This is a genomic window from Stenotrophomonas maltophilia (genome assembly GCF_900186865.1).
In the GTDB taxonomy this organism is placed as follows: domain Bacteria; phylum Pseudomonadota; class Gammaproteobacteria; order Xanthomonadales; family Xanthomonadaceae; genus Stenotrophomonas; species Stenotrophomonas maltophilia.
This window is the reverse complement of sequence record NZ_LT906480.1, coordinates 131,028-144,335: the sequence shown is the minus strand read 5'-3', so window position 1 is coordinate 144,335 and position 13,308 is coordinate 131,028. Positions and strand designations below refer to the sequence as shown.

Sequence of the window (13,308 nt, the reverse complement as noted above, 5' to 3'; positions counted from 1 at the left end):
GCCTGCAGTGATCAGCGGACAACCCGGATCACGCCACAGGCGATGCGGACGCCGGCATTGCCGGCGGGCTGGCTGCGATAGTCGTCGGCGTTGGCATGCACGACCAGTGCACGTCCGGCGATATCGGTGGCGGCGCCTCCGCCAAGGGTAACGCCCTTGAGGTGGATATCGACGTTGGCGCGGCCCTGGGCGTCGGCACGCAGATTGTCCATGTCGCCCAGGTGGTGCTTGCCGGTGCCGGCGCGGCCATGCGCAGCGCCACCGGGATTGAAGTGATTGCCGGCACTGCTGGCATCCACCGCACTGCAGTCGCCGCGCTCGTGGATGTGGAAGCCGGCCTGCTGCATCGGCTGCAGGCCACCGATCAGGCCGGTGATGTGGATACCGCCGGGCTCCACCATCAGTGCGATGCGGCCACTGACAATGCTGGCCGAGGCCGGCGCAAGATTGGCCTCGCCCTGCTTCGCTGCGCTGACAACGGTCGGCGGCGGCGGAGTAGGTTCGGTCTTTTTCGGCGCGCTGCCGCAGGCAGACAGCAGCACGGCGGCGGACAACGGCAGGATGACAAAGGACAGACGCATCAAAGACTCCTTGCAGATGACACTAAGCGTTGCATCGTCCATGAACGATCAACAGTTCGGCAAGCGGGCGCGAGGATCGCGTGCAGGGGCCGTTCAATGGCCCCCGCGGCGGCGTCCGGCGCCCAGCTTGCGGGTAAGGGTATTGCGGCCAAGGCCCAGGCGGGCCGCGGCTTCGGCACGGCGGCCGTGGGTGATCTGCAGCGCGGCCTCCAGCAGGGCATGGTCGACCCGCTCGCGCACCTGCGCGTGCAGCCCTTCCACGCCTTCGGCCAGCTGACGGCGTGCCCATTCGGCCAGCAGCGCTTCCCACTGCCCCGGATCGGCGCTGGTGGTGCTGCTGCGACGACCGCGCGTACGGTTGAGCGCGGTATCGACGTCGGCCACGCCGATGGTGTCGGCGGCCGCCAACGCCGCCATCCGCCAGCACACGTTTTCCAGTTCGCGCACGTTGCCCGGCCAGTCGTGTTCGCGCAGCGCCTGCAGTGCGGCCGCGGTCAGCCGCTTCGGCGGCGTATCCAGCTTGCGCGCGGCGGCGGCCAGGAACGTACTGGCCAGCTGTGCGATGTCCTCGCGGCGCTCGCGCAGCGGTGGCAGCTGCAGGCGCACCACGTCGAGGCGGTGCAGCAGGTCGGCGCGGAACTTTCCTTGTGCAACCAGCCCTTCCAGGTCCTGGTGGGTGGCGGCGACCACGCGCACGTCGACGCGGATCAGTTCACGGCCACCGACGCGGAAGAACTCGCCCTGCGCCAGCACGCGCAGCAGCCGGGTCTGCAACGGCAGCGGCATGTCGCCGATCTCATCCAGGAACAGCGTGCCGCCATCGGCCTGCTCGAAGCGGCCGATATGGCGGCGCTGCGCGCCGGTGAAGGCGCCGGCTTCGTGGCCGAACAACTCGCTTTCCAGCAGCTCGGACGGGATTGCAGCGGTATTGAGCGCGACGAAGGGCCCCTGCGCGCGCGGTGATTCGCGATGCAGCGCATTGGCCACCAGCTCCTTGCCGGTGCCGGTCTCGCCGGTGATCAGCACCGCCAGCGGTGCCTGCGCCAGGCGACCGATGGCGCGGAACAGCGCGCGCATCGGCGGGGTATCGCCCACCAGTTGCGGCGGTTGGTCGCTATGCGCTTCGGCCGCAGGTGTGGCCGCCGCCAATGCCGGTGCGACGGCCGGCAGCACCCGTTGCGCCAGTGCCACCGCATCGTCCAGATCGAACGGCTTGGACAGGAATTCATGCGCGCCACCGCGGAACGCGCCGGCCGTGCTGGCTACGTCGGTATAGGCCGACATCACCACCACCGGCAGCTGCGGCAGCGCGGCCTTGAGCTTGTCCAGCAGCACCAGGCCATCGTCGCCGGGCATGCGCACATCGGTGAACAGCAGCGCCGGTGGCGGGCCTTCGCTCAACGCCTGCAGGGCGGGTGCGGCGCTGTCGAAATCGACGACCTGGTAGCCCGCCTCGCGTAGCGCGGTGCACAGCACGAAGCGCACGGCCCGATCGTCATCGACCACCCAGATGCACTGCGGGGACGAAGAAGACTTAGACATCGCGCGGGGCCTCCTCGGCCGGGGCAGCGCCGCTGACGATCGGCAGCAGCAGAGTGAACACGGTATGGCCCGGGCGCGAGCGGTAGGTCAGCGTGCCGCGATGCTCGCGCGCCACCTGCTGGGCCAGCGCCAGGCCCAGGCCAGTGCCTTCGGCACGGCCACTCACCAAGGGCAGGAACAGGTGTTCAGCCAGTTCCTCGGGAACGCCACGGCCGTCGTCGGCGATTTCCAGGCGCAACGCCAGCGTGTGCAGCTGCTCGGCAATGCGCACGCCATGCTCCACGCGGGTACGCAGGGTGATGTTGCCGGCGCCGGCCTGGATCGCGTTGCGCACCAGGTTCCAGACCGCCTGGGTGAGGCGGTCGGCGTCACCATGGAATTCGGGGATGCTGGGGTCGTAGTCACGCTGCAGGCGCACCGCCCAGCCGGCTTCGCTCTCGGCTAGGCGCAGCACGCGCTCCAGCGCGGCATGGATGTTCAGTTCGGCATGCGGCGCGGCCGGGGCCGGCGACAGCAGCTGGTCGAGCAGGCCGTTGAGGCGCTCGATCTCCGAACCGATCAGTTCGATCAGCTCACGTTCGCTGGCGTCGCGCTGCGCCGCACGGCGGGCCAGCAGCTGGGCCGCGCCCTTCAGCCCGGCCAGCGGGTTGCGCAGCTCGTGGGCCAGCCCCTTCAGCGCCGCGCTGAGCGCGCTGGGCAGCGCCTGGGTGGGATCGAGTCCTGGGAACTCATCGACCGGATGCGCCTCCAGCAGCCAGCCGCCATCGTCGCGGCGGCTCATCCAGCCCTCGGCGAAGCGCGGCGCCTCGCCGGGCACCGCCAGCGCCAGCCGGTTCAGGCGCAGGCTGTCGCGCTCGTCGCGGGCCAGGAAATGGGCCAACGCCTCGCCCTGCACTTCCAGGGCGGCCAATGGCCGACCCAGCAGGCGCCGGACGCTGACGCCCAGCCAGCGGGCGAAGGCCGGATTGCAGCCGGCAATGCAGCCATCGGCCCCGGCCCAGGCCAGCGGCGTGCCCAGGGCATCGAGGGACGGCGGGGGTGCGGGGTCGGACATTGCACCAATGTAGTGCAAAACGGGGGGTTCGGGGTCAGAGCCCTTTCCTGGCGGAAAGGGATCTGACCCCTTGCGCTGCGGGTTCCGGGGACGGATCCCTTTCCGCCAGGAAAAGGCGCTGACCCCTGCCGCAGGTCGAGCAAGCTCGACCACTACCAGATGCGTGGCCGGTTACAGCTTCATGTTCAGGCCGACGAACACGCTGCGGCCCGGGGCCGGCGAGAACATCGGGCGGGCGCTGTCCCAGAAGAAGCTGTCGTACCAGGCGTAGGCGTACTGGCGGCCGGTGACGTTCTTCAGCTGCAGGTCCACGCTGAAACGCGGGGTGAGCTGATAGGCAGCGCTGAGGTCGAGCACGGCGAAACCTCCGAACTTGCCGGCCACGTTGCGCTCTTCCAGGTAGTAATCGCCCTGTGCACGCGCCTGCAGGCCCAGCCGCAGCGCATTCGTGGCGCGGTAATCCACACCCAGATTGCTGATATGGCGCGGGGTGGCAGCCACTTCGCGGCCCTGCAGGGAAATGCCGGCATCGCGGTCGTCGCGGGTGATCTTCGCTTCCTGGTAGGCGTGCGAAGCCCATACCGTCCAGTCGTCGCCCAGTTGCAGGCTCAACTGCGCATCCACGCCTCGTCGGCGGGTCTTGCCCAGGGTGACCGTGGTGCCAGTGGCCGGCATGTTGGATACCTCGTTTTCCGCGTCCTGCTGCCACACCGCCAGGCGCGCCTGGGCGCCCTGGAACGGCTGGAACTTCAGGCCCAGCTCCATGCCGGTGTTGGTGGACGGCTGCATCGGTGCCTGCCCGGGGGTGAGGTAGGCCGGCGCGGTGGACCCGGTCAGTACCTGGAAGGTGCGGCCCCAGTTCGCGTAGACGTGGGTGGTCTGGCCCAGGCTGTGGATGATGCTCAGCTTGGGCTGACCGATGGTGCCGTAGTCCTGCAGGCGTCCGCGGACGCCGTTCATCAGGTGCGTGCTGCCACTGAAGCGATCGATACGATAGGCCGGCACGATCTTCCAGGCCTCGACCGGCTGGTAGATGGCCTGCACGTAAGCGCCCCAGTTGTCGAAGCTGTGGCGATCGTTGTTCTGCACCCGCGCCGGCGGCTGGCTGAAATCAGTGGGTTCGGCGTAGGCGTAGCGCTCGCGGATGTAGCCGTTGTCCTGCTGCTCGTAGTTCAGGCCGCCCTCGACAGTAAGCGCGGAACTGGCCTGCCAGGTCAGGGTGCTGAGCAGTCCGGCCTGACGCTCGTCCCACATGCGGCGCTGGCGCGGCAGGTTGCCGGTGGGCAGGTCGCTGAAGGTCACGCGGCGGTCGTCTTCGTAGCGGTTGTAGTAGAGCCGCGTGCCGAAGGTGAGTGCGTCGGACAGCTTCAGGTCGACGTGCGCGGCGATCTGCCGCATGTCGCGGTCATCGCCATCATTGCCGTTGCGCAGCTCGCTGCCACGGCGGTGCGTGCGCAGTTCCTCGGCGGTCATGAAGCCGGGTTCGTCGGCCTCATGGTGGTAGGTGCGCGCCGTCAGGCCCACGCGCAGCCCTTCGTCCAGCGTGCCGAAGAACCACTTGCCGCCCAGCGAGTACTTCCTGGAGGTGTCGTGGTCGCGATAACCATCGCTGGCCTGGGTGCCGACAAAGTAGTTCTGCGCGAAGCCATTGGCTTCGCGGCCAACCGCCAGCTGTGCATCACGGGTGTTGTAGCTGCCGTAGGCCAGGCGCGCATCGGTGTAGCTGCCACCCTGGCGCGTACCGAAGTTCACGTTGCCGCCGATGTTGTGCAGGCCATAGCGCGGATCGTTGGTACCGCGCACTACTTCGATGTAGCTGATGTCCAGCGGAAACACCATGTCGATGAAGCGCTGGTTGCCGCTGTTGACGTTGCTGGGGATGCCATCGATCAGCGTCTTGATGGCATTGAGGTAGCCCTCGCCGTTGAAGGCGCGGAAGCTGACCTTGCCCGATTCGGCACCCTGCCGCGTTTCGGTGAGCTGGATGCCGGGCATCTGCCCCAGCAGCTCCCAGCTGTGCGAGACGTTGCGGTCTTCGATCTGGTCCGCGCCGAGCACGTCCACCGAAGTCAGCACCTGGTGCGCGCTGAGCTGGCCTTCGCCATGCTGGTGCACCTGCACCTTGCCGAGGGTGAGCGCGGCATCGGCGGACTGTGCGAAAGCTTCAGGGGCGAACGGAGCGGCCGCGAGGGCGGCCACAAGGGTGGGAGTCTTCATGGGAAGGGGCGGCTGCGGTGAAATGTAATCATATAACATTTCACATGCACGCTTTTGCAGCGTCGAGCAAGGCTCGGCGCTACAAGGGTGGGAGCCGTGGGGATTACACCGGGTAGCCGGTGGCTTCCCGTGCCTTCTTCCAGGCGGCTTCGAATTCACGCGCGGAGATTTCGTCGTCCTCGTCGAAATCCAGGAACGACACCGGCTGGTCGGCCAGCAGGAAACGGTCATCGCTGTGGGCGTGCTCGTCGGCCCAGACCATCTTGGTGCCGTAGATTTCCACCTGGCGCACGATCTTCTCGCCACGGGCTTCCATCAGCACGTTGCCCTTGCCCAGGCCCGATTCGGCCCAGTGCTTGTAGTACTTCTTTGCGGCGGACTTCGCGTCGGGTTTTGCGTTGTGCTTTGCGTAGGTCATTGCAGGGGTCCTGGCCGCAGGCGCGGCCGGAAAGTTCGGAATGGCGCCATTATCAGGCATCCGGGGTCAGAGCCCTTCCCTTTGGAAAGGGATCCGACCCCTGCTGCTTCAGTTCGGCAGGGGCACGCCCTTCGGCCACAGCATCCAGATATTGCCCTTCTGCTTCATGTCGCCGGCCAGCTTGCCGGCGGCATCGCCGCTGCCCCAGTAAAGGTCGGCGCGCACCTCACCGGCGATGGCGCCGCCGGTGTCCTGCGCGGCCACCGGGCGCACCACCGGGGTGCCGTCCGGGCGCGTGGTGGAGAGCCACAGCAGGCTGCCCAGCGGCACCACGCTGCGGTCCACCGCCACGCTGTAGCCCGCGGTGAGCGGCACGTTCAGCGAACCACGCGGGCCTTCCGGGCTGTCCGGGTTGCGCACGAAGAACACGTAGCTGGGGTTGCTGCGCAGCAGTTCCGGCACGCGCGCGGGATTGGCCCGGGCCCAGGCGCGGATCGCGTCCATGGTGACGTCTTCCTTCTTCAGCTGGCCCTGGTCCACCAGCCAACGACCGATGGCGCGGTAGGGGTGGCCATTCTGTTCCGCATAGGCCAGCCGCACCTGCTTGCCATCGGCCAGGCGCACGCGGCCGGACCCCTGGATCTGCAGCAGCTGCAGGTCCATCGGGTCGGTCAGCCACGCCAGCACCGGGGCGTTGGCGCCCTTGGCCGCGATGGTGCCGGCGTCGTCATAGGGCTTGAGCACCTTGCCTTCGACGCGACCGCGCAGGCGCTTGCCCTTCAGTTCCGGGTAGAGGCTCTCCAGCTGCACCACCACCAGATCATCGGGCGTGCCGTAGACCGGCACCGTCGCCTTGTCGGTGCGGGTCAGGCTGCCGGCATAGATCGGCTCGTAGTAGCCGGTAATCAGTCCGTCGGCCTGGTGGCCACCGGCACGCAGCGCATAGACATCAAGGTCGCGCTGCAGGAACTGGCGGATCGCGGCCGGGTCCTTGTCTGACACCGCTGCGGCGGTGGCGCAGGGTTTGGCCCAGACCGCATCGTTCTTCAGGCGGGTGCAGCTGCTGCGCCAGGCAACGAAGCCGGCCTGCAGATCGCTGTCGGAGACGGGTGGCAGCGCGCTCCATGCAGCCTTGGCATAGGTGGCCGCGGGCAGCGTGACCGGCGTCGGCGCTTCGGATACGGTGCGGGGGGCGGTGGTGGAGCAGCCTGCGAGCACGGCCACTGCCAGCAGGATGCAGTGCTTGCGCTTGAAGAAGGTAGCGGAATCGATCATGCCGCCATGGTGGAGGGCGGGCCGCTGGCGAGCAAGCCATGCCAGGAGTCCGCGTTCATCACCAACGCATCCGGCCCAGCACCGGATTGCCCGCCAGGTGATGCCGGGCGACGGCCGCCACGTGCAGTGCAACCAGGCCCGCCAGCACCATGCAGGCGTATTTGTGGGTGGCGTTGAATGCAGCGGTGGCCACGGGTTCGGAGAGCGGCGCGGGGATCACGACAAGATGGAACACGTCGATGTCCCGTTCCATCATCAGCACACCGGTTACCAACACGACGGTGGTTACCGCGTAGAGGGCCCAGTGCGCGATTCGTGCCACCGCCTCGCCAGGATTGTGGCGACGGCTGCCGACGATCGCCAGGCACAGGCGCAGCACGAAGAACGGAATCAGCACCGTGGTGAGCGAGACATTGATGAAGCCGATGCCCTGCTTGAGGCCGGCCGGGGCATCGGCGAATGCCACGTAGAAGCCACTGAACGTAGCCCACAGGATAATGGCGGCAGAAAACCAGTGCAGCAGCACCTGTGTTCTGGAATAAGGCATGGCGTGTCGCTCCGGCAATCAAGCGCAGCGACCTTAGACGTTTGCCGACGCGTACTGAATCAGACACCTTGCAAATGCAGGCCGCACCGCTGCAATTCCCAACGCAGGTCACGCCCTGCCGGCGATCACGGCGTCTGCAGCAGAAGCGAATGCAGGATGCGGGCGTCCTCTGCGTCCAGCGTCATCGGCAGGTCATCGCGGCCACGGAAGCGGCGGTGGAAGGCGGCGACGGTGGCTTCGCGGTTGTCCAGTGGATAGCCGAAGCGGGCCAGCGCATTCCACGCGTCGAAGCCTTCCGGTGCCGCGCCGTCGGCGGCGCGCGGCCACACCCCGAAGCCGGCCTCGGCCAGCTGCTGCCAAGGGAAGAAGCGGCTCGGATCCTGCTTGCGCGTCGGCGCCAGGTCGGCATGGGCGATGACCTGACGCGGCGGGATGTTCAGGCGGGTGGTGAGATCGCGCAGCAGCAAGATCAATGATTCGATCTGCGCCTGGCTGAACGGGCTGCGGCCATCGTTGTCGAGCTCGATGCCGATCGAGGCCGAGTTGAGATCGGTGATGGTGCCCCAGCGCCCGGCACCGGCGTGCCATGCACGGCGCTCATCGGCGACCAGCTGGTAACGTCGGCCATCGGCGCCGATCAGGTAGTGCGCACTGACCGGCCCACCGCTGTTGGCGGTACGCAGCGTATGCAGGCTCTGCTGCACCGACTTCTGCTCGGTGTGGTGGATGACGATGATGACCGGCGTGCGCGCGTTCTGGTTGGGTGATGGCACCCAGGTGGCGAGCGGGTTGCGGGTTTCCTGCGGCGCGGAGGCACAGGCAGCCAGCAGCAGGCAGGCCGAGAGCATCAGGACAGTGCGGATCGGGTGCATGGCCTGATTGTGCGCGATCAGGCGCGATGATGCATGTCACAAGGAAGATTCGGTAGGTCCACGCCAGGCGTGGATGCGCCACTCCGGCTGTGCCGACCAACGGTCGGCACCCACCAGAGCAGACCCAGCCCCCGTGCCAAGCAAGCTTGGCACCTACCAGAACGAGGACAGTGGAAGTGCCGACCAACGGTCGGCACCCACCCCGTCCATGCACCGCTACTTCAGGCCTCGTAGGCGGATTCGCCGTGCGAAGTCACATCCAGGCCGGTGCGTTCGGCCTCTTCGGTCACGCGCAGGCCGACCACGACCTTGACCACCAGCAGGATGACCGCGGTCACCACCGCCGACCACACCACGGTGAGGCCGACGCTGACCACCTGCACCCAGACCTGATGGGCGATATCCAGATCCGCCTTGGTACCACCCAGCGACTGTGCACTGAACACACCGGTGAGAATCGCGCCGACGATGCCGCCGACACCATGCACACCGAACACGTCGGCGGTGTCGTCCACCTTCAGCAGGCGCTTGAGGCCGGTGACGCCCCAGACGCAGACCACGCCGGCCACGAAACCAATCACGATCGCGCCGAGTGGGCCGACGGTGCCACATGCCGGGGTGATGCCGACCAGGCCGGCCACCGCACCCGAAGCAGCGCCCAGTGCCGATGGCTTGCCCTTGCTGATTGCTTCCACCAGCGTCCAGCCGAGCACGGCGGCGGCGGTGGCCAGCACGGTGTTGAGGAAGGCCAGCGAGGCCACGGTATCGGCGGCGGCAGCGGAACCGGCATTGAAGCCGAACCAGCCCACCCACAGCAGCATCGCGCCGATGTAGGTGAACGGCACGTTGTGCGGCTTCAGCGCGGTCTGGCCGTAGCCCAGGCGCTTGCCGACAAACCAGGCAGCCACCAGGCCGGCAACGCCCGCATTGATGTGGACCACGGTGCCGCCGGCGAAATCGATCGCGCCCAGCTCGCCCAGGTAACCGCCACCCCAGACGATGTGGGCCATCGGGATGTAGCTGAGGGTGAACCACAGCGCCGAGAACAGCAGCACCGCGCGGAACTTGATGCGCTCGGCGAAGGCACCGACGATCAGCGCGGTGGTGATGCCGGCAAAGGTCGACTGGAACGCGACGAACAGATAGTCCGGCAGTCCCTTGATCGGCGTGTGGCCGACCGACTCGGGGGTGAAGCCCTTGAGGAAGGCGAACTCGGTGAACGAACCAAAGAACGGATTGCCCGCGCTGAACACCGCGCTGTAGCCGTAGGCCACCCACAGCAGCAGCACCAGCGAGAACACCACCAGGATCTGGCTCAGTACCGACAGCACGTTCTTCGAACGCACCAGGCCGCCGTAGAACAGGGCCAGGCCCGGCACGACCATCAGCAGCACCAGCAGGGTGGAGGTGAGCATCCAGGCCACGTCGCCATGATCATAGGCGGCGGCCGCTTCGGCCACGGCCGGCGCAGCGGCTGCAGCTGCAGCTGCAGGGTCCTGCAGCGGTTCAACGGCCACGCTTTCGCTCGGCAGCGGCGACACCTGCGCCTGGGCGTGGGCATTGCCCGGCCAGGCACCCGCGGCCAGCGCACTCAGCAGCATCAACAGGCACACGATATGGAACCGGGCTTGCCACCCGGTGAGAAGGCGCATCTTCATGGGGGAGTCTCCGGAAGGGGGTTACAGCGCGTCGGCACCGATTTCGCCGGTGCGGATGCGGATGACCTGTTCGACGGCGGTGACGAAGATCTTGCCGTCACCGATCTTGCCGGTGCCTGCCGACGACTGGATCGCTTCGATCACCGCATCGGCACGTTCGTCGGTGACCACGGTTTCGATCTTGATCTTGGGCAGGAAATCGACGACGTACTCGGCGCCGCGATACAGCTCGGTGTGGCCCTTCTGGCGGCCGAAGCCTTTCACTTCGGTCACGGTGATGCCCGACACGCCTGCGTCGGACAGGGCCTCGCGGACCTCGTCGAGCTTGAACGGCCGGATGATGGCGGAGATCAGTTTCATGCGCATGTCCCGAGGGTGGATGGGGCCAGCGCGCCAGCGCGCGTTGGCATCAGGCAACCAGCGGCCATCACTGTGATGGCCGTGGCTGTTGCACCGGACACGTACAGCGCCGGGACGGCCGTGCCTCTCTCCTTGCACGACCGACGCGGGAGGGAGGGCGGCCCTGGTCGCGTATCCGGTCTTTCTCTTGCCCCTGGATAAGCGGGCCAAAGGCCCGCGTTCCAATGCAGCGGACTGACAGTCCGCTCTACAACGGCGGGCCTGCGCCCGCCTTGCGGCTCCCCAGCCGCGAAAACGGAAGCGATGGCGGCGGGTGGGAGGGGGAAACCCACCGCCATCGCATCCGGTCAGCTGGCGTAGTACAGCTGGTACTCCAGCGGGTGGGTGGCCGCGCGGAACTTGGTCACTTCCTGCATCTTCAGCGCGATGTAGCCGTCGATGAAGTCATCGCTCATCACGCCACCGGCCTTCAGGAACTCGCGGTCCTTGTCCAGCGCTTCCAGCGCCTGGTCCAGCGAGGAGCAGACCTGCGGGATCAGCTTCTCTTCTTCCGGCGGCAGGTCGTACAGGTCCTTGTCGCTCGGTGCGCCCGGGTCGATCTGGTTCTTGATGCCGTCCAGGCCGGCCATCATCAGCGCAGTGAAGGTGAGGTAGCCGGACTGGATCGGGTCCGGGAAGCGCATTTCGATACGGCGCGCCTTCGGGTTGGAGACCCACGGAATGCGGCACGATGCCGAACGGTTGCGGGCCGAATAGGCCAGCATGACCGGCGCTTCGAAGCCCGGCACCAGGCGCTTGTAGCTGTTGGTGCCCGAGTTGGCGAAGGCATTGATGGCCTTGGCGTGCTTGAAGATGCCGCCGATGTACCACAGCGCCAGCTGGCTCAGGCCGCCGTAGCCGTCACCGGAGAACAGGTTGGTGCCGCCCTTGGACAGCGACTGGTGCACGTGCATGCCGCTGCCGTTGTCGCCGACGATCGGCTTGGGCATGAAGGTGACGGTCTTGCCGTTGCGGTGCGCGACGTTCTTGATCACGTACTTCATGCGCAGCAGTTCGTCGGCCTTCTGCACCAGGGTGCTGAACTTGGTGCCGATCTCGCACTGGCCGGCGGTGGCCACTTCGTGGTGCTGCACTTCCACTTCGATGCCGACCTGTTCCAGGGTCTTGCACATCTCGGCGCGCAGGTCGTGCAGGGTGTCGGTCGGCGGAACCGGGAAATAGCCACCCTTCACGCCCGGACGGTAACCGCTGTTGGCGCCGTCGTACTTGGCGCCGCTGTTCCAGGCGGCTTCTTCGGAATCGACCTTGAAGAAAGTGTTGCCCATTTCATTGGCGAAACGGACCGAGTCGAAGATGAAGAATTCCGGCTCCGGGCCGAAGAACGCGGTTTCGGCGATGCCGGAGGACTTCAGGTAGGCCTCGGCGCGCTTGGCGATGCCGCGCGGGCAACGGCCATACGGCTGCATGGTGGCCGGGTCGAGGATGTCGCAGCTGATCACGATGGTCGGATCGGCGTAGAACGGGTCGACGTAGGCGCTGGCGGTATCCGGCAGCAGCACCATGTCCGACTCGTTGATGCCCTTCCAGCCGGCGATCGAGCTGCCATCGAACATCTTGCCTTCTTCGAACAGCGACGGTTCGACGATGCTGATCGGGAAGGTCACGTGCTGCTCGACACCACGCATGTCGACAAAGCGCAGATCGACGAATTCGATCTGGTTGTCCTTGATCAGCTTCTCAACGTTTTCCACGGACATCGGTACGACCTCGGATGGGGATGAATGCCTGCTGAGGTAGAGCAACGACCGTGCCAACTTTTCAGATGCCGCAAGTCATTGATTTCATGAAGGCCGCCCCGTGCGGGTGCAGAGCGCGGCGCACCAAACGAGTGCACCGACCACCAGACGCACCCGTTTGGTGCAGCGCGGATCGTCTATCCTCTCGCCCTTCTTCCTTCCGCCGCGCGTGCACGCACCGTCCATGTCCGACCTGCTCTCCGCCCTGCTGCTGGGCATCCTCGAAGGCTTGACCGAGTTCCTGCCGATCTCCAGCACCGGCCACCTGCTCATCGCCCAGCACTGGCTGGGTGCCCGTTCGGACTTCTTCAACATCGTCATCCAGGCCGGCGCCATCGTGGCCGTGGTACTGGTGTTCCGCCAGCGCCTGCTGCAGCTGGCCACCGGCTTCAACCAGCGCGGGAACCGCGAGTACGTGTTCAAGCTGGGCGCGGCGTTCCTGGTCACCGCGGTGGTCGGCCTGGTGGTACGCAAGGCCGGCTGGTCGCTGCCGGAAACGGTCAGCCCGGTGGCCTGGGCGCTGATCATCGGTGGCGTCTGGATGCTGCTGGTGGAGGCCTACACCGCGCGCCTGCCCGACCGCGACCAGGTGACCTGGACGGTGGCGATCGGCGTCGGCCTGGCGCAGGTCGTGGCCGGCGTGTTCCCCGGCACCTCGCGCTCGGCCTCGGCCATCTTCCTGGCCATGCTGCTGGGCCTGAGCCGCCGCGCGGCCGCCGCCGAGTTCGTGTTCCTGGTCGGCATTCCCACCATGTTCGCCGCCAGCGCCTACACCTTCCTGGAAATGGCCAAGGCTGGGCAGCTGGGCAGCGAGAACTGGACCGACGTGGGCGTGGCCTTCCTTGCCGCGGCCGTCACCGGCTTCGTCGTAGTGAAGTGGCTGATGGGCTACATCAAGTCGCACAGGTTCACCGCCTTCGCCATCTACCGCATCGCGCTGGGCGCGGCACTCCTGCTGTGGCTGCCTTCCGGCAGCTGAACAGCACCG

The 13,308-nt window shown here is 67.0% G+C and carries 12 protein-coding genes; 1 reads left to right on the top strand and 11 read right to left on the bottom strand.

The annotated features are described in order from the left end of the window. Window positions 1-11 precede the first annotated feature (11 nt). From CKW06_RS00640 to glnA, 11 genes are all read right to left on the bottom strand, one after another. Window positions 12-581, bottom strand: a complete 570-nt coding sequence (locus CKW06_RS00640; RefSeq protein ID WP_024956245.1) for a superoxide dismutase family protein — start codon at window positions 579-581, stop codon at window positions 12-14. Window positions 582-674: 93 nt separating this feature from the next. Next, a complete protein-coding gene (gene ntrC, locus CKW06_RS00635) occupies window positions 675-2,123 on the bottom strand; it encodes a nitrogen regulation protein NR(I) (RefSeq protein WP_024956246.1) in 1,449 nt (482 codons plus the stop codon). Next, window positions 2,116-3,177, bottom strand: a complete 1,062-nt coding sequence (locus tag CKW06_RS00630) for a two-component system sensor histidine kinase NtrB (RefSeq protein ID WP_005411862.1) — start codon at window positions 3,175-3,177, stop codon at window positions 2,116-2,118. Before CKW06_RS00630 ends, ntrC begins: the two co-directional genes overlap by 8 nt. A 171-nt stretch (window positions 3,178-3,348) precedes the next feature. Beyond that, window positions 3,349-5,394 carry a TonB-dependent receptor gene (locus tag CKW06_RS00625; protein WP_024956247.1) on the bottom strand — a complete coding sequence of 682 codons (2,046 nt, stop codon included), beginning with the start codon at window positions 5,392-5,394 and terminating at the stop codon, window positions 3,349-3,351. A 103-nt stretch (window positions 5,395-5,497) separates the two neighbouring features. Continuing rightward, window positions 5,498-5,812, bottom strand: coding sequence for a hypothetical protein (locus CKW06_RS00620; protein WP_024956248.1), 315 nt, complete (start codon window positions 5,810-5,812; stop codon window positions 5,498-5,500). Between the two features lie 108 nt (window positions 5,813-5,920). Beyond that, entirely contained in the window at window positions 5,921-7,087 is a 1,167-nt protein-coding gene (gene mltA / locus CKW06_RS00615) for a murein transglycosylase A (RefSeq protein ID WP_024956249.1), read from the bottom strand. Between the two features lie 58 nt (window positions 7,088-7,145). Next, window positions 7,146-7,634 carry a cytochrome b gene (locus tag CKW06_RS00610; protein WP_024956250.1) on the bottom strand — a complete coding sequence of 163 codons (489 nt, stop codon included), beginning with the start codon at window positions 7,632-7,634 and terminating at the stop codon, window positions 7,146-7,148. Between the two features lie 125 nt (window positions 7,635-7,759). Continuing rightward, window positions 7,760-8,506, bottom strand: coding sequence for an N-acetylmuramoyl-L-alanine amidase (locus CKW06_RS00605; RefSeq protein WP_005407552.1), 747 nt, complete (start codon window positions 8,504-8,506; stop codon window positions 7,760-7,762). Window positions 8,507-8,727: 221 nt separating this feature from the next. Next, window positions 8,728-10,164 carry an ammonium transporter gene (locus CKW06_RS00600; RefSeq protein ID WP_024956251.1) on the bottom strand — a complete coding sequence of 479 codons (1,437 nt, stop codon included), beginning with the start codon at window positions 10,162-10,164 and terminating at the stop codon, window positions 8,728-8,730. 21 nt (window positions 10,165-10,185) lie between these two features. Further along, window positions 10,186-10,524, bottom strand: coding sequence for a P-II family nitrogen regulator (locus CKW06_RS00595; protein ID WP_004134334.1), 339 nt, complete (start codon window positions 10,522-10,524; stop codon window positions 10,186-10,188). Window positions 10,525-10,871: 347 nt separating this feature from the next. Next, a complete protein-coding gene (gene glnA, locus CKW06_RS00590; protein ID WP_024956252.1) occupies window positions 10,872-12,281 on the bottom strand; it encodes a type I glutamate--ammonia ligase in 1,410 nt (469 codons plus the stop codon). A 223-nt stretch (window positions 12,282-12,504) separates the two neighbouring features. Between glnA and CKW06_RS00585 the strand changes: the two genes are divergently transcribed. Continuing rightward, window positions 12,505-13,299: an undecaprenyl-diphosphate phosphatase gene (locus CKW06_RS00585; protein ID WP_024956253.1), complete on the top strand. Its 795-nt coding sequence runs from the start codon at window positions 12,505-12,507 to the stop codon at window positions 13,297-13,299. Window positions 13,300-13,308: the final 9 nt, after the last annotated feature.